The organism is Halorubrum sp. 2020YC2 (assembly GCF_018623055.1).
In the GTDB taxonomy this organism is placed as follows: domain Archaea; phylum Halobacteriota; class Halobacteria; order Halobacteriales; family Haloferacaceae; genus Halorubrum.
The window spans coordinates 1,572,825-1,589,493 of record NZ_CP076019.1 but is presented as its reverse complement, the minus strand read 5'-3'; the positions used below and the strand labels follow the sequence as shown (position 1 = coordinate 1,589,493).

Genomic DNA, 16,669 nt, shown 5'->3' with positions numbered 1-16,669 from the left:
ACCGGCTTCGCCCCGCTACGCGCTCGATTCGGCGGATTCCGCCCCCGCTTCCGGCGGTTCCGCCGGCTCGACGTTCCCGAGGCGGAGCGCGTTCCCGGTGACGCCGAGGCTCATCCCCATGTCACCGACGACCACGGCCATCGCGACGCTCACGTAGCCGAGCGGGGCGCCGGCGGCGAGCACCGCCTTCACGGCGAGGGAGGCGCCGATGTTCGTCCGGATCGTCTCGCTCGCGCGCGAGGAGAGGTCGATCACGTACGGGAGCCGCGTCAGGTCGTCGGCCATCAGCGCCACGTCGGCGGTCTCGATGGCGGTGTCGGTGCCGGCGGCGCCCATGGCGATCCCGACGTCCGCGGCCGCGAGCGCCGGCGCGTCGTTGATCCCGTCGCCCACCATCGCGACGCCGCCCTCCGTCTCGGCCGCGAGTTCGCGCACGGCGGCGACCTTCTCGTCGGGGAGCAGCTCGGCGCGGACCTCGTCGACGCCGACGCGGTCACCGATCGCTCGGGCGGTCCGCTCGTTGTCGCCGGTCAGCATCGCGACGCGGTCGATCCCGAGCTCGTGGAGGCGGTCGACGACCCACGCCGCCTCCGGGCGGACGGTGTCCGCGACCGCGATGACGCCCTCCAGCTCCGTCTCGGTCCCCACGAGGACGACCGTCTTCCCCTCGGCCTGTAACCGCGGGATCGTCTCGCTCGCCAGGTCGAGGTACTGCCCGTGGTCGCAGGGTTCGGGTTCGGTGGCGGCCTTCGAGTCTCCGTCGCGCTCCCGGACCACGCCGCCGTCCGACCGGACGTGGGCGTGGCTCAGGTCGAAGCCGAGCTCCTCGAACAGCGAGGGCTTCCCGGCGTAGTGGGTCTCGCCGTCGAGGTCGGCGCGGACGCCCTCGCCCGTCAGCGCCTCGAAGCCGGTGACCGCGGTCTCGCCGTCGGACTCGCGGCCGGCCTCCTCGCCGCGCGCGACGATGGCCTCCGCCACCGGGTGCTCGCTCCGGCGCTCGATGGCGGTCGCGCACGCCAGCACGTCGCCCGCGTCGCGGCCGCCGAGCGGGACCACGTCGGTCACCGACAGCTCGCCGCGCGTGAGCGTCCCGGTCTTGTCGAGCGCGACGGCGTCGACGTCGCCGGCGGCCTCCAGGTGTTCGCCGCCCTTGATCAGGACGCCGTTCCGGGCGGCCGCGGTCACCCCGGAGACGACGCTGACGGGCGTCGAGATGACGAACGCGCACGGGCACGCGACCACGAGCAGCGTGAGCCCGCGGACGAACCACGTCTCCGCGCCGCCGCCGAGGAGGACCGGCCCGAGCGTCGCGGTGGCGATCGCCCCGGCCACGACGATCGGGGTGTAGACGCTCGCGAAGCGGTCGACGAACCGCTCGGCGCGCGTCTCCTCGCCGTTGGCGGCCTCGACGAGTTCGACGACCCGCGCGATGGTCGAGTCCTCCGCGGCCGCCGTCGCCTCGACCTCGAGGTAGCCGGCCTCGTTGATCGAGCCGGCGTACACCTCGTCGCCGGGCTCCTTCTCCGCCGGGACGGACTCGCCGGTGATCGGGGACTCGTCGACCGCGCCCGACCCCTCGCGGACGACCCCGTCGAGCGGGACGCGCTCGCCGGGCCGCACCGCCAGCCGCTCGCCGGTCGCGACGCGCTCGACGGGCACCGTCTCCTCGTCGCCGTCGCGGATCACGACCGCCTCGTCGGGCGACAGCTCCATCAGCTCGCGCAGGGAGGTCCGCGCCCGGTCGATGGAGTAGCGTTCGAGCAGCTCCGCGACCGAGAACAGCACCGCGAGCGTCGCCGCCTCGAACGGGAGGTCGACGAGCAGCGCGGCGACGACGCCGACGCTCATCAGCAGGTCGATGTCGAGGCTCAGCCCCCGCAGCGAGTAGAAGCCGTTCCGGAGGATGGGCGGTCCGGCGACCGCGACGGCGACGAGGTACGCGACCGACGCGCCGGTGACGGCCCACGGGCCGAGGAAGCCGACGCCGCCGACGGTCGCGAACGTCGGGTCGAGCCCGGGGAGCAGCCACTCCAAGGCGAGTCCGACCGCGAGGAAGACGCCGCCGACCGCGGTCGCGACCGCGCGGGGGCTCGTGAACAGGTCGTCTGCGACGCCGTCGGACTCGGCGTCCGCGACCGCGTAGCCGGCGCCCTCGACGGCCGCCGTCAGCGCCTCGACGTCCGTCGTGTCGGGGTCGTAGGTGAGGACGACGACCCCGGTCGTCGGCCGCGTATCGACCGAGAGGACGCCCTCGCGGTCGAGCGCGCCCTCGACCTTGCCGGCGCACGACGAGCAGTCCATGTCCGGCACCGCCAGCCGGAGCTTCGTGCCGTCGGAGCGGTCGGCGGTTCCTCCCTCGGGACGGTCCGTCGCCCCGTCGTCGGGACCGGTCGATTCGCGTGAGGCGCTCATTGCCTCCCCCTACCGGTCGCAGCGTTATTAATTCGGCTACCATTCTCGGCCGATGTTTTATAAATAGTTATTAAATTTGGTACTATAAATAGCAAATCACCCGCGAGTATTTATACACGGGTCGGCTACCGCGGGCCATGACAGACTGGCGCGCCGTCGGGTACGGGTTCGCGGTGATGCTGATCGCCGGCGTGCTGGCGACGGCCGTCCCGGTCGTGGGACACGCGGCCGCCGGGCTGGTCGGGGGGTTCGTCGCGGGCTACCTCGCCGGCGGCGGCCTGCTCTCCGGGTTCTGGCACGGCCTGTTGGCGGGGTCGGTGAGTGGGGTCGCCGTGACCCTCGTCCTCGCCGCGTTCGGAAGCCTCGTCGGGCTGGCCGGCGGGCCGCTCGGGAGCCTGCTCGGCGGTGCCGGCGTGTTCGTCGTCGGGCTGTTCCTCACGCTCCTGTTCGCGGTCGACTCGGCGCTCGCGGGCGCCATCGGCGGCGTCGTCGGGGAGTGAGACCGTTTTTCGAGATTGTGCGATTTACCGAGTCGTAGGAGGGCCTTTTTCGGTGGCGCGTGCCTCCGAGGGGCCGCCGAAGGCGGCCGCGAGGAGCACGCGCGAGGTCGCCGGCGGCGAAGCCGCCGGCTGCCAGAGGGACCTTCGGTCCCTCGCTGGAGTCAGTCGCCCGGAGCAACGCGGAGGGCGACTGACGAGGTTGGGGAGGTGTGAGGTGCGGTTGCTGTGCGGGGTGGGGTGGGACTCAAAGGGGCAGTCGCGAGGTGGGCGCAGGCGATGTAAGCACCGCAGGGAGCGAACGAAGTGAGCGACCGAGGAGCGCAGCGAGCGTGCGCCCGCCTCGCGGCTGGGGCTTTGGAGGTGTTCTCTGCTGATCCAGCAGCAGACATTTATAAGAGAACGGTCGGGAGCTTGAAGAAGGATATCACTACGAGTGCCTCGACGTTTCACAAAAGAATGACTGGAACGGCAACGGAACCAACTACTCCGAGAGCAGCTACTTCTTATGCGCTCTCGACGGCGTCGAGCACCGCGTCGTAGTCCGGTTCGTTCGTCGGGTCGTCGGCCACCCAGTCGTAGACGACCTGACCGTCGTCGTCGATCACGAACACCGCCCGATTCGCGATGCCGTGAAGCCCGAGGTCCGCGATGTCGATCTCGAGGTCGTACGCGCGGATCGCGTCGCCGGCCATGTCGCTCACGAGGTCGAACTCGATCCCGTGCTCCTCGCGGAACGCGCCCTGCGAGAACGGCGAGTCGGCGCTGACCCCGAACAGCGTCGCGCCGGCCTCCGCGAACGCGTCGGCGCGCTCCTGGAACGCGATCATCTCGTTCGTACACGGCGGCGTGAACGCGCCGGGGAAGAACGCGAGCACGACCGGCCCGTCGCCTATCTCGTCGTCGAGGTCGAACGGCTCGTGGTCGCTCGTGCCGACCGTCGCGGTGAACGCGGGTGCGGCGTCGCCTGTGGATACCATCGATCGCTCGTACGGCCGATTCAGGCAAAAGGCTTGTCGCGACCCCGTTCGGTGCCGGTATCGGCGCGGGACGCTTCGAGACGGGCGAGAGCTACCCCCGGTCGAGGTACTCCTGCTGGATCGCGACGACCTCCGAGGAGTCCTCGCAGTCGGCGTACCGCCCGAGCGGCTCCGCGTTGAGTTCGAGGAACGTCTCGCCCCACGTGAACTTCGACAGGACCCGCTCGGCGCGGTCGCGCTCCCCCAGAACGATCAGCGCGGCCGCGAACGCCTCGACCGTCGTGAGCCGCATCGGCCGGCCGAAGTTCACGGGGTTGGCGGCGACGAGGTAGGGGAGCGCGCGGTGCTCGCCCGGCAGCGAGAACATCTTCTCGCCGGCCGACTCCCACGAGCAGTCGAGCGCGACCAGGGCGTTCTCGCGCGCGAGGTCGGCGTCCGCCGGCGAGAGCGCCCGCTCGGCGTGCGGGTTGAGGACGACTCCGTACGGCGTCGCGCGGTCCGAGCGGTGTAGCTCCGCGAGGTCGAACCGCGAGAGCTTCCGGGCCGTGCACTTGTCGGGGTCGTCGTCGCCCTCGTACCGGACGTGGAGTTCCACACCCCGGGTTCGACGGAGCCGCCTATAAGCGGTGCGGACGGATTCGGCGGAAAAATAGACGAGACGACCGCCCGCGGCCCGTCACGGGGCGCGGGTCGTGGTCGCGATCGGCTCGGAGTCGTCGCTTTTCGACGGAACGCGCGTCCGCGTCTCTATCGGCTCGGATTCGTCGTCGCTCGTTGGGTCTCGCATCGCGGTCGGCGGTCGCCGCTCGCCGCAGAAAACTGTTTGGCCAAATAAATCGATATTCAGCGTATCACCTAATATTCGTTCACCGTATTGCGAAGAGTATTCACGTTCCACGTAGATATATCGAAATAACTATCTGATAGATGGATTCGTCTTCGCGCTCCGGCCGCTCGGCCCTAGGTAGCGTCAAGCCAACCCGGTACCGGCGGGGTTTTTCCTCGTCGCCGCGCAGGTGATTGCATGGAGCTGTTCGCGGTCCCGGACCTCCCAGAAATCCGGGAGGGAGACGATCTGGCGGCCATGATCGACGAGCGCGTCGACGTCCGCGCCGAGGACGTCGTCGTCGTCGCCAGCACGGTCGTCTCGAAGGCCGAGGGACGGGTCTTCGACCTCGACGACTTCCCGGCGAGCCCGCGCGCAAAGGAGGTCGCGGACCGGCTCGCGGACGTCGCCGGCGAGGAGAAAGACCCACGCTTCGCGCAGGCCGTCATCGAGGAGTCGACGGAGCTCATCATGGAGGCCCCCTTCCTCCTCACCGCGACCCGCTTCGGACACATCGGCGTCAACGCCGGGATCGACCGGTCGAACGTCCCCGACGGCGACCTGCTGTTGCTCCCGGAGCGCCCCACCGAGAGCGCGGAGCGAATCCGCGACGGGCTCGCCGCCGACCGCGTCGTCGTCAGCGACACCTGCGGCCGCCCGTTCCGACACGGCCAGCGCGGGGTCGCGATCGGGTGGGCCGGGACGCCCGCGAGCCGCGACTGGCGCGGCGAGCGCGACCGCGACGGCCGGGAGATGGGCGTCACCGTCCAGAACGTGATCGACGAACTCGCCGCGGCCGCCAACCTCGTCGCCGGCGAGGGCGCCGGCGGCACCCCGGTCGTCGTCGTCCGCGACTGGGCGTTCGGCGACCACGACGGCTCGGACAATCACTTCCGCGACGTCGAGGGCGACTTCGTGCGACAGGCCCTCCGACAGTGGGAGTTTCAGGAGTAACCATGCTCGGTATCGAACTCACCCCCGAACACGAGTTGTCCCGCCTCGTCGACCTCGGCGTCCGCGCCGAGGACGCCGGCTACGACGCCGTCTACTCGACGTGTCACTACAACAACCGCGACCCGTGGGCGTTCCTCTCGCGGCTCGCGACCGCCACGGACTCGGTCCGGCTCGGCCCGGGTGTCGCCAACCCCTACGAGACCCACCCCGTGACGCTCGCCTCGAAGGTCGCCACCCTCGACGAGGCTTCCGGGGGCCGCGCCGTCTTCGGACTCGGCCCGGGCGACCCCTCGACGCTCGCGAATCTCGGACTCGCAGACGAGCGCGGCCTCCGCCCCGTGCTGGAGGCGTTCAAGACGGCCCAGAAGCTGTGGGCCGGCGAGCGCGTCGACCACGAGGGAACCTTCGACGCCGCGGACGCGGGGCTCAACTACGAGCCGCCGCAGGGCGCCGCAATCCCGGTCCACGTCGGCGGCGAGGGCCCGCACATGTGCCGGATGGCCGCGAAGCACGCCGACGGTCTGCTGTACAACGGCTCGCACCCGAAGGACCTCGCGTGGGCCCGCGAACAGGTCGACGACGGACTCTCCGACCGCCCCGACGACCGCGGCGACTTCGACCTCGTCGCGTACGCCGCCGTCTCGGTCGCGGAGGACGAGACCGCCGCCCGCGAGGCCGCCCGTCCGCCGGTCGCGTTCATCGCCGCGGGCGCGGCCCCGCCCGTCCTGAAGCGTCACGGGATCGACCCGGACGCGGCCTCGGAGATCGGCGACCGCGTCTCCGCCGGCGAGTTCTCGGCCGCCTTCGAGCGCGTGACCCCGGAGATGGTCGACGCGTTCTGTATGGCGGGCACCCCCCAGACCGTGCGCGAACGCGCTGCCGCCGTGGCCGACCACGCCGACGGACTCGTCGTCGGCTCGCCGCTCGGCCCGGACCTGGAGGCGGCCGTCGACCTCGCGGCCGAGGCGGTCGACGGGCTGTTCTGATCGGGCGCGACGAGCCTCGCTGATCTGTCCCGTTGGCCTTTCTGAATCGGTCCCGCTTGGTCTCGCAGCCGACGCTCGTGCGGTCGGCGGATTCTCGCCCCCTGACAATCGAGAATCGCTCGTGATAACGCTGCCGAGGGATTCATAACCCGTTCTCATCGAGACCCGATCATGTCTACGACACGGCAGCGCCGCCCGGGGGTACGCGGGCGGTACGAGGCCCTCCTCTGGCGGACGATGGACGCGCTCAACGTCACGGAATCGATAGAGCGCAAGGTCGTCACCGCCGTCGGCATCCAGTTCCTCGTCACCGTCGGCATCTTCCTCACGCAGTTTCTCGTCTCCGGAACCGCCGCGTACGTCGTCTCCGGGGCGCTGTTCCTCGGGGCCGTCGTCGCCATCTACAACACCCTGCTCATCGTCCGGCGCGACTTCTCCGGTCCGATTCGGGCGTTAGAGCGCGAGGCGGAGGCGATCGCCGCGGGAGAGATCGAGGGGGACGACCGGGAGGCCGGCGACGCGCTCGACCCGACTCAGCCCGACGAGATCGGCAGCCTCGTCGGCGCGTTCGACGAGGTCCGCGGCTACCTCACGACGGTCTCCGCGCAGGCGGAGGCGCTCGCGGCGCAGGAGTTCGACGACCCGGCGCTCGACGAGGAAGTGCCCGGCTCCTTCGGTCGGTCGCTCGACGAGATGGCCGGGAACCTCGCCGCTTACACCACCGAGCTGGAGGCCCTCGTCGACGCCTTCGGTGACGCCGCCGAGCGCGCCCAGAACGGCGACCTGACGGCCACGATCGACGAGGACGCGCTGGCGACCGACGAGCGGCGGTACGCGGAGCTCGTCGACAACTACAACCGGCTCGTCGCGACGCTCGGCGGGACGATCGGCGACGTCGGCGCGTTCACGGCCGACGTGGCCGACACCGCCGACGACGTGCGCGCGAGCATGGACGAGGTCGACGACGCGAGCGGCGAGATGGCCGGCTCGGTTCAGGAGATATCCGACGGCGCGGCCGAACAGACCGACGAGCTGGAGGCGATCGCCGCCGAGATGAACACGCTGTCCGCGACGGTCGAAGAGATCGCGGCGAGCGCGGACGACGCGGCCGAGACGGCGCGCGACGCCGCTGAGCGCGGTCGGTCCGGCCGCGAGGAGGCCGCGGAGGCGATCGCGGAGCTGGAGACGCTGGAGACGCGGATCGGCGAGACGGCCGCCGCGGTCACCGACCTCGCGGAGCGGGTGGGCGAGATCGACGAGATCGCGGCCGTGATCGACGAGATCGCGGAGGAGACCAACCTGCTCGCGCTGAACGCCTCCATCGAGGCGGCCCGCGCGGACGGCTCCGGCGACGGGTTCGCGGTCGTGGCAGACGAGGTGAAGTCGCTCGCGGAGGAGACGCGCGAGTCCGCAGCGGAGATCTCCGGGCGCATCGAGCAGGTCCAGCGGGCGTCCGCGGAGACCGCGGCCGACGCCGAGGCGATGGAGGCGGAGGTGGCCGAGGGTGTCGAGACGATCGAGTCGACGCTGCGGGAGTTCGAGGGGGTCGTCGAGGACGTGACGACCGTCGACGAGACGGTCCAAGAGATCAGCGACGCGACCGACGACCAGGCGCGCACGACGCAGGAGGTCGTCGACATGGTCGACGGGGTCGCCTCCGTGAGCGGACAGACCGCGACCGAGGCGGAGACCGTCGCGGCCGCGGCCGAGGAACAGACCGCGACCGTCTCCGAGGTGACGGGGCGGGTTCACACCCTCTCCGACCAGTCCGACGAGCTACTGGCGCGGCTCACCGAGTTCGAAGTGCCGAGCGGGGACGGCGCGCCCGCGGACACGACCGGCGGTCCGGCGGGCGGCCCGGGGCCGCGGCCGGCGACGGGAGACGACGACTGAGGAGCGGGGTCTGAGATCGAGCGAAGTCGCGGGCCCGGCTATTCTGAGCGGCCGCGACCGCCGAGCGAGGGGAGGTTCACGCCGATCTCACCGAGGAGCGCGCCGACAGCGGCGTAGCCGAACGCGGCGACGGCGCCGAAGAGGATCACCTGTCCGACGACGACGAGCAGCGCCGACAGCGGGTCGCCCGCGCCTAAGATTAGGTCGTTCAGGAAGATGTCGACGAACCGACCGATGTCTCCGACCACCCGAGAGACGAAGTCGATGAGCGCGATCATGGACCACGGTTGGGCCGGGGGGTACTTGGGTGTTGAGTTCGCGGCGCCGCGCGGTCCCCGCTCGCCCGGCTACGCCTCCGCCTCCGACGCCGGGTCGTCGTCCGAGCGCGCGTACCGCAGCGCCCAGCCGATCAGGACGCCCTGAAACGGGAGCCGGACCAACGCCGCGAGCCGCGCCGGTCCGACGAGTCGGTCCGGCACGAGGTCGCTCAGGACCTCGCGGCGGGCGAGGTGGACGTTCGCCGGGAACACCGCCACGAGGAGGGCGACGACCCCCCACGCCGACGCGCGACGGGTCCGCCGCAGCGCGACGCCGACCCCGAGGAGTATCTCCGCGATCCCGGAGAGGTACACCAGTCCGACCGGGCGGGGAAACGCCGGCGGGACCGCCTCCGCGAACCGCTTCGGGGCGAGGAAGTGAGCGATCCCGGCGACGACGTACACCGCTCCCATGAGCGGCGCGAGCGACCGCCCGGAACTCCCGGACCCGTCGCCCCGCGATTCGGTCGGCTCGGAGGGCCCCGACGAATCGGGGCGCGCGGCGTCGCAGTCGGTCGATCCGGGTCGGCCTGTGTCGGTCATGTCTCGGCACACGAGCGGGACGCCTATCAGTCCTCCCGATCGAACCGGGGTCCGCCGCGGCGCGGGCGCGGCCGGGCCGAGGGTTCCCGGAACCGAACCCCTTAGGGACGGCCGAGCCGTAGGGGTCGGTAATGAACACGTTGTTCTGGGTGCTGACGGGGGTCCTCGCCTACTCCGCGGTCGCGATGTGGCTGCGGAACAGGGGGGCCCTCCCGGACGCGTTCAGGGTCTCCGGGCCGGTGTTGACCCTCCGGACCCTCCGCGGACGCGCCTTCCTCGGCCGGCTCGCGGCGCCGAAGCGGCTCTGGCGCGCGGTCGCGAACCTCGGGCTCGGCGGAGCCCTGGTGGCGATGGTGGCGTCGTTCGCGCTCATCCTCTCGTCCGCGATGTCCGCGTTCACGAACGCGCAGCCCTCCGCGATCCAGCAGCCGCAGAACTTCCTCATCATCCCCGGCGTCAACGACTTCCTCCCGCTGTCGGTCGCGCCCGAGATCGTCGCCGGCCTCGCCGGCGCGATGGTGATCCACGAGGGCGCCCACGGCCTGCTCTGTCGGGTCGAGGACATCGACATCGACTCGATGGGGCTGGTCTTCTTCGCGCTGCTCCCGGTGGGCGCGTTCGTCGAACCGGACGAGGAGGCGACGCAGGAGGCCTCCCGCGGCGCCCGCGCCCGGATGTTCGCGGCCGGCGTCACCGCGAACACGGTGCTCACGGTCGTCGTCTTCGCGCTCCTCTTCGGTCCGGTCGTCGGCGCCATCTCGCCGGCGGCGGGCTACGCCGTTGGTGAGGTGAACCCCGACTCCCCCGCGGCCGCGGCCGACCTCTCGCAGGGCGACCGGATCGTCGAGGTGGCGGGGGCCCCGGTCGAGACGAGCGGCGAGTTCGAGTCCGCGATAGCCGACGCCGGCGACTCCGTCGCGCTCACCGTCGACGACGGGGAGACACGGGAGACGCTGACCGTCGACCGCGAGCTACAGGTGGTCGGCTCCGCCGGCGGCAACCCCCTCGGGGTGACCATCGAGGAGCAGCCGGTGACGATCGCGGCCGTGAACGGCGACCCGGTCGCGACCGAGTCGGACTTCTTCGCCGCGGTCGGCGGCGACGAGCGCGCGACGCTGACCGTGACCGGCAACCAGACCGTGCTCGATCAGGTCCGCGACGCGCCCGGCGCCGAGAACGCGACGGGCGTCGAGACCGCGGACGACGAGGGCGCCGTCACCGTCTCCGACGCGCCGATCGGCGCGTACGTCGTCGGGGTTCAGGAGGACGGCCCGCTCCACGACGCGGGCGCGACGCTTGGCGAACCGCTGACGGTCGTCTCGATAGACGGCGAGCGCGTCGTCGACAACGAGGCGCTCTCGGCCGTCCTCGGGGAGCGCGAGCCGGGCGAGACCGTCCCCGTCACCGTCTACGACGGCGACGGCGAGCGCGACACCTACGACGTGGAACTCGACCCGCACCCGAACCGCGACGGCGGGTTCATCGGCGTCAGCGTCTTCCCCGGCACGAGCGGGCTGGCGCTCGACGACGTCGGCGTCACCGAGTACCCGGCCGGCGCGTACCTCGAACTGCTCGGCGGCGACGGCGGGCAGGAGGCCGCGGACGGGCTCCCGCTCGGCGGGATCACGGACTCGCCGCTCGGCTTAGTGTTCGTCGCGCTCATCCTCCCGCTCGGCAGCCTGTTCGGGCTCCCGTTCAACTTCGCGGGGTTCACCGGCGACCTGACCAACTTCTTCGTCGTCGAGGGGCCGCTCGCGGCGCTCGGGGGCGGCGTCTTCCTGCTCGCGAACCTCCTCTTCTGGTCGGGGTGGATCAACATCCAGCTGGCGCTTTTCAACTGCCTCCCGGCGTTCCCGCTCGACGGCGGCCGCATCCTCCGGATGGTCGCGGAGGCGGTGATCAGCCGGGTCCCGATCAGCGACCGACACGCCGCGGTGCGGACGATCACGGTCTCGTCCGGACTCGTCATGTTGGCCGGGCTGATCGCGATGATCTTCGGCAACCAGATCCTCACCGCGCTCGGGATGATCTGAGGCGGTGGCGCGTGCCGGTGAGCGCCGCATCGCGGCGCGCACCGCACGCGCGAGGGAGTCGGTGGTCCGGAGCGAAGCGGAGGACCACCGACGAGGCTGGGGAGGTGTGAGGCGCGGTGCCGTGCGGGGCGGGGTGTGACTCAAAGGGGCAGCCGGGAGGGCGCCGTAGGCGACGTAAGCACCGCAGCGAAGGAACGAAGTGACTGAGCGAGGAGCACAGCGAGCGTACGGCGCCCTCCCGGCTGGGGCTTTGGCGGTGTTCGCGGTCGATCTACTGACACTCATTTATAAGTGGATGGCTGGAACTTCAGCGGTGTTCTCCACCGATCTGTTGGTAGCCGTTTATAAGCGAACGGCTGACCCTTTCGAGATCGTCACCGCGCCGTCGTTCACGGATAAGTAGCCGACGGCAACACCACAATCCGATTTATAAACAACCGAACAACAACACTACTTCATCCTTCCTCGCTACCGTTCGCCGGCGTTTCCGTACCGCGCGAGAGATACGTCGGACTCCTCTCCGTTGAAGAGTCGTAACAGAGCGAGGGAAACGCGTTTCCCCCGTCGACGCGACGCCCCCGTATGACCCACTCGCGGACGGTCGAGCTGGAGGGCCACATCATCGACAGCGGGACGATACAGCGCTGCTTCGGCGCGGTGATGGACCTGGGCGGCTCGTTCGACGTCGAGCGGTTCGACGTCGGGAAACACGAGACCGAGGAGTCGTACTGCCGGCTGACCGTCTCCGCGGACGACCCCGAGACGCTGCGGGACATCCTCCACGAACTCCACCAGAACGGGGCGGTGTTAGAGGACCCCTCCGAGGTGGAACTCGTCGCGGCGCCCGCCGACAAGGTGGTCCCGCCGGACTTCTACTCGACGACCAACCACCCGACAGAGGTGCTGTACGACGGCGAGTGGATCGACGTCGAGCGGATCGAGATGGACTGCGCGCTGGTTATTGACCCCGAAGGTGCCGTCGACGGCTCCCCGCGCGCCTACACCAAGACGCTCAACGCGGTCGAGGCGGGCGACCTCATCGCGACCGACGAGTCCGGGATCCGCGTGAACCCGCCCGAGCGCCCGCGGAGCGGCGGCGGCGCGTTCGGCTTCATGCAGGGCGGCGTCTCCGCCGAGCGCCCCTCGGAGTCGACGATCCGGGAGGTCGCAGCGGAGCTGCGCGCGGTGAAAGAAGAGGGGGGTAACGTGATGGTCGTCGCGGGGCCGGCCGTGATCCACTCGGGCGCGGGCGACGCGCTCGCCGATCTCGTCGCGGGGGGCTACGTCGACGCGCTCTCCGCGGGCAACGGGTTCGCCACCCACGACCTCGAACGCTCCATCTACGGCACCTCGCTCGGGATGAACGTCGAGACGCTCGAACACCCGCGGAAGGGCCACAAACACCACATCTGGACCATCTCGGAGATCATCCGGGCGGGCGGGGTCGAGGCCGCCGTCGAGGAGGGAATCGTCACGGAGGGCGTGATGTACGAGTGTGTCGCGAACGACGTCGACACCGTCCTCGCGGGGTCGATCCGCGACGACGGCCCGCTCCCGGACACGGTCACCGACGCGGTCGAGGCGCAGAACGCGATCCGCGAGCAGGCCCACGACGCCGACCTCGTTATCATGCTCGCGACGCTGCTCCACTCCGTCGCGGTCGGGAACTGCCTCCCGTCGACGACGAAGACCGTCTGCGTCGACATCGACCCCGCCACCGTCACCCAGCTGCTCGACCGCGGCTCCGCGCAGGCGATCGGGATGGTGACCGACATCGGAACCTTCGTCCCGACGCTCGCGGAGTTCGTGCTGGAGGGAGGGGAATGACGCTCGAGATCCGCCCGTACGACCGCGAGCGCGACGCGGAGGGACTGTACGCGTCGAAGGTCGCCTTCGAGCGCGGTCTCGGCGCGAACACCGGCGGCGAGGGGAAGGCGGCCGCCTACGAGGGGAAGCTCACCGACGCGTACCGCGAGCGGTGGCTCCGCTGGGTCGACCGCTGCGTCGACGACGACCCCCGGTGCGTGACCGTCGCGGTCGACGATGGGGCGAGCGATGAGGGCACCGCGGAGGGCGAGGAAGTGGTCGGCTACGTCTTCGTCCTTCCCGAGCGGCTGGCGATGGTCTGGGACGCGGCGGTGTTGAACGAGCTGTACGTCGCGCCCGAGCACCGCGGCACCGGCGTCGCGGACGACCTGCTGGACGCCGCGCTCGCGCTCGCGGCCGACCAGGACCTCCCGCTCGACCGGATGGTCCTCGACGTCGACCCCGCGAACGAGCGCGCGCAGGGATTCTACGACCGCCGCGGCTTCGAGCCGTGGGGCGAGATGGCCGCGCGGCCGCTGGACGACGCCTGAACCGGCGGCCGCCGGGCGGAGCCGCCCCGCGGATCCGTCGCAAATCCGTTCCGACTCCCGAAGCTACAAGCGCGTCCGACCGCTCTCGACGGCCGTGATACAGATCGGTATCGTCGGCTGCGGCGTCATCGGGAACCGCCTCGCGGCCGCGATAGACGAGCACGACCGGTACGAACTGGCCGCCGCCTGCGACCTCGACCCGGAGCGCGCCGCATCGCTCGCGGCCGACCACGGCACCGACCGCACCGCGACGACGACCGACCACGCCTCGCTCGTCGAGACCGACGGCCTCGACGCGGTGTACGTCGGCGTACCGCCGCTCGCGCACCGCGAGGTGGTCGCGGACGCGCTCGCGGCCGACAGGCACGTGATCTGCGAGAAGCCCATCGCGGCCGACGCGGAGACGGGCCGCGAACTCGTCTCGCTCGCGGCGGAGACCGACCGCGTCACGGCCGTGAACCTCCCGTTCCGCTACACGACGGGGTTCGTCCGCCTGCGCGAGGCGATCGCCGCGGGCGAGGTCGGCGAGCCGCGCCGTGTCGAACTCCGGTTCCGGTTCCCGGAGTGGCCCCGCGAGTGGCAGGACGTGACGTGGCTGGAGTCGCGCGAGCAGGGCGGCCCGCTGCGCGAGGTCGGCACGCACTTCCTGTTCGGCGTTCAGGAGCTGTTCGGTCCGATAGAGGCCGTCTCCGCGGACGTCGGCTACTCCGGACCGGAGGCCTACGAGGACGACGTGGTCGGCACGTTCCGAGCGGACGGCGTCCGAGGAACGATCGACCTGCTCTGCGACCACGAGGGCGAGGGGGCGAACGACATTACCGTCGGCGGCGACGAGGCGTCGCTGTCGCTGACGGAGTGGTATCGGCTCATCCGGAACCGCGGCCGCGGGGACGAGGAGACGCTGGTCGACGAGCGCGGCGACACGGTGCGCGCGCTCCTGACGGAGTTCGCGGGGGCGGTCGAGGGCGACGGCGGCGACCTCGTCTCCTTCGTCGAGGCGACGCGGGTCCAAGAGGTGCTCGACGCGATACATGCCTCCGAGGGGGACCGGGTTCGACCCGGAGCGGGCGACGGGAGATAGTCGGACCGCGCCGTCGCGGGGCGGGAACGCCCGGCAGGAATTATGTGTCCCTCGGACCCATCTCCGCGTATGAGCTACCTCGTTGCGACCGACGGGTCGACGGAGAGCGACGAAGCCGTCCGGTACGCGGCGCGACAGGCGGTCGCGTTCTACGAGACGCTCGAGATCGCCCACGTGTTGACGCCGGACTCGGAGCTGGTCGACGGGACGATCATCCTCCCGGGCGAGGAGGCCGCCGTCGAGGCCGGACAGGGCGTCTTGGAGAGCGCCCGCGGCGTCGCGGAGGAGGCGGTCGACGAGCCGATCACCGTCGAGACCCAACTGCTCACGGGGCGCCCGGCGGACGCGATCACCGATCACGCGGCCGCGGAGTCCGTCGACGCCATCTACGTCGGCCACCGCGGCCTCTCGGAAGAGCGCGAGCAGGTCGTCGGCAGCGTCGCGAAGAGCGTCGTCGACAAGGCGAGCGTTCCCGTGACGGTGATCCGCTAGGTCCACGGGTCGCAATCGGGAGGAGCGTCAGAGACGCTGGCAAGGACCACCGTTATCGGGCCTTCAAAACCGGTTGGGTGCCTAACGGATGTTGATGCCCGAAGACGTACTCGTCACGGCGGACTGGGTGGAATCGAACCTCGACGCGTTCCAAGACGACGACTCCGATCACCGGCTCGTCGAGATCAACAACCCGACCGTCACGGACGAGTCGGAGTACACGCCCTACGAGGAGGGCCACATCCCCGGCGCGCTGAACTTCGAGTGGGACGCCGTGTTCACCGACGAGACGGAGCGAGACATCGTCTCGAAGGAGAATTTCGCCAAACGAAACGGCGAGGGCGGCATCGACGCCGACACGACGGTCGTCGTGTACGGCGGCGGTCGCGTCCCGAACTGGTTCGCGCTGTTCGGCTACTGGATCTACAAGTACTACGGCCACGACGACATCCGCGTGATCGACGGCGGGAAGGGGTACTGGGTCGACAACGACTACCCGCTCTCCACCGATGAGCCCGACTTCACGCCCCGCGAGTACGAGGCGAGCGGCCCCCACGAGGACATCCGCGCGTACAAAGACGACATCGACGAAGCGATCCAAGAGGGGATCCCGATGGTCGACGTCCGCTCGCCCGAGGAGTTCTCCGGCGAGGTCATCGCTCCCGAGGGGCTCAACGAGACTGCCCAGCGCGGCGGCCACATCCCCGGCGCGAGCAACGTGCCGATCGGGACCACGCTGAACGACGACGGGACGTTCAAGAGCCCGGACGAGCTCCGCGAGCTGTACGACGCCGCCGGCGCTGACGGCGACGGGGAGACGATCACGTACTGCCGGGTCGGCGAGCGCTCGTCGATCGAGTGGTTCCTCCTGCACGAGCTGCTCGGCTACGACGACGTCAGCAACTACGACGGCTCCTGGACCGAGTGGGGCAACCTCATCGGCGCGCCGATCGAGACGGGCGAGTAAGCGAGGCTCGCGGTCGCTGACCGACGTTTCCTCTTTCCGACACCGATCCGGCAGAGGGGCGTCAACCGGGCGCATCTCCGTCGACCCCTGACCGCCTCGACGCGCGTCTCGAACGACCCCCAGAAGGCCTATCTTTCTTCGAGGAGAGAATCCCGCCGTTCACGGCGGGCGTGAATCCGACATCGCCTCCACAACCTACGTTCAGCAACAATACGGATATTTAACTAATAGTGTATCGTAGCATGACGTACACCGAGGCGGTCACACCGCCCACTCAAATGCACAATATCGGGACTCCGAGGCCCAGAACGTTCGAGACACACTCTCGAAC

The 16,669-nt window shown here is 70.5% G+C and carries 15 protein-coding genes; 10 read left to right on the top strand and 5 right to left on the bottom strand.

Annotation, left to right across the window (positions count from 1 at the left end; all coding sequences use genetic code 11):
• Positions 1-15: 15 nt before the first annotated feature.
• A complete protein-coding gene (locus KI388_RS07800; protein ID WP_215086117.1) occupies positions 16-2,412 on the bottom strand; it encodes a cation-translocating P-type ATPase in 2,397 nt (798 codons plus the stop codon).
• A 137-nt stretch (positions 2,413-2,549) separates the two neighbouring features.
• On the opposite strand from KI388_RS07800, the gene KI388_RS07795 reads away from it, so the two are divergent.
• Positions 2,550-2,912 (top strand): DUF5518 domain-containing protein, encoded by a 363-nt coding sequence (locus KI388_RS07795; RefSeq protein ID WP_215086116.1) that lies wholly within the window; start codon positions 2,550-2,552, stop codon positions 2,910-2,912.
• Positions 2,913-3,415: 503 nt separating this feature from the next.
• Here KI388_RS07795 and KI388_RS07790 read toward each other — a convergent pair.
• Positions 3,416-3,889, bottom strand: a complete 474-nt coding sequence (locus tag KI388_RS07790) for a redoxin domain-containing protein (protein WP_215086115.1) — start codon at positions 3,887-3,889, stop codon at positions 3,416-3,418.
• A gap of 91 nt (positions 3,890-3,980) precedes the next feature.
• On the bottom strand, positions 3,981-4,484 hold the full coding sequence (locus KI388_RS07785; protein ID WP_215086114.1) for a DUF367 family protein: 504 nt from the start codon (positions 4,482-4,484) through the stop codon (positions 3,981-3,983).
• A 429-nt stretch (positions 4,485-4,913) separates the two neighbouring features.
• Between KI388_RS07785 and KI388_RS07780 the strand changes: the two genes are divergently transcribed.
• The 3 genes from KI388_RS07780 (at position 4,914) to KI388_RS07770 (ending at position 8,548) form a co-directional block, all read left to right on the top strand.
• Positions 4,914-5,669: a coenzyme F420-0:L-glutamate ligase gene (locus tag KI388_RS07780; protein ID WP_215086113.1), complete on the top strand. Its 756-nt coding sequence runs from the start codon at positions 4,914-4,916 to the stop codon at positions 5,667-5,669.
• A gap of 2 nt (positions 5,670-5,671) precedes the next feature.
• Positions 5,672-6,655 (top strand): 5,10-methylenetetrahydromethanopterin reductase, encoded by a 984-nt coding sequence (locus KI388_RS07775; RefSeq protein WP_215086112.1) that lies wholly within the window; start codon positions 5,672-5,674, stop codon positions 6,653-6,655.
• 237 nt (positions 6,656-6,892) lie between these two features.
• A complete protein-coding gene (locus KI388_RS07770) occupies positions 6,893-8,548 on the top strand; it encodes a methyl-accepting chemotaxis protein (protein ID WP_215088762.1) in 1,656 nt (551 codons plus the stop codon).
• A 38-nt stretch (positions 8,549-8,586) separates the two neighbouring features.
• On the opposite strand, the gene KI388_RS07765 is transcribed toward KI388_RS07770, so the two are convergent.
• Entirely contained in the window at positions 8,587-8,826 is a 240-nt protein-coding gene (locus KI388_RS07765; RefSeq protein WP_215086111.1) for a hypothetical protein, read from the bottom strand.
• Between the two features lie 69 nt (positions 8,827-8,895).
• Entirely contained in the window at positions 8,896-9,408 is a 513-nt protein-coding gene (locus tag KI388_RS07760; RefSeq protein WP_215086110.1) for a MauE/DoxX family redox-associated membrane protein, read from the bottom strand.
• A 131-nt stretch (positions 9,409-9,539) separates the two neighbouring features.
• Between KI388_RS07760 and KI388_RS07755 the strand changes: the two genes are divergently transcribed.
• The 6 genes from KI388_RS07755 (at position 9,540) to KI388_RS07730 (ending at position 16,338) form a co-directional block, all read left to right on the top strand.
• The gene (locus KI388_RS07755) at positions 9,540-11,441 is read left to right on the top strand and encodes a site-2 protease family protein (protein ID WP_215086109.1); all 1,902 of its coding nucleotides are present in this window, start codon (positions 9,540-9,542) and stop codon (positions 11,439-11,441) included.
• A 582-nt stretch (positions 11,442-12,023) separates the two neighbouring features.
• Positions 12,024-13,268 carry a TIGR00300 family protein gene (locus tag KI388_RS07750; RefSeq protein ID WP_215086108.1) on the top strand — a complete coding sequence of 415 codons (1,245 nt, stop codon included), beginning with the start codon at positions 12,024-12,026 and terminating at the stop codon, positions 13,266-13,268.
• Complete coding sequence (locus KI388_RS07745) at positions 13,265-13,798, top strand: GNAT family N-acetyltransferase (protein WP_215086107.1); 534 nt, start codon at positions 13,265-13,267, stop codon at positions 13,796-13,798. The genes KI388_RS07750 and KI388_RS07745 overlap by 4 nt, the downstream gene beginning before the upstream one ends.
• A 94-nt stretch (positions 13,799-13,892) precedes the next feature.
• A complete protein-coding gene (locus KI388_RS07740) occupies positions 13,893-14,879 on the top strand; it encodes a Gfo/Idh/MocA family oxidoreductase (RefSeq protein WP_215086106.1) in 987 nt (328 codons plus the stop codon).
• A gap of 69 nt (positions 14,880-14,948) precedes the next feature.
• Positions 14,949-15,371 (top strand): universal stress protein, encoded by a 423-nt coding sequence (locus tag KI388_RS07735; RefSeq protein WP_215086105.1) that lies wholly within the window; start codon positions 14,949-14,951, stop codon positions 15,369-15,371.
• Positions 15,372-15,465: 94 nt separating this feature from the next.
• Positions 15,466-16,338, top strand: coding sequence for a sulfurtransferase (locus KI388_RS07730; RefSeq protein WP_215086104.1), 873 nt, complete (start codon positions 15,466-15,468; stop codon positions 16,336-16,338).
• Positions 16,339-16,669 lie beyond the last annotated feature (331 nt).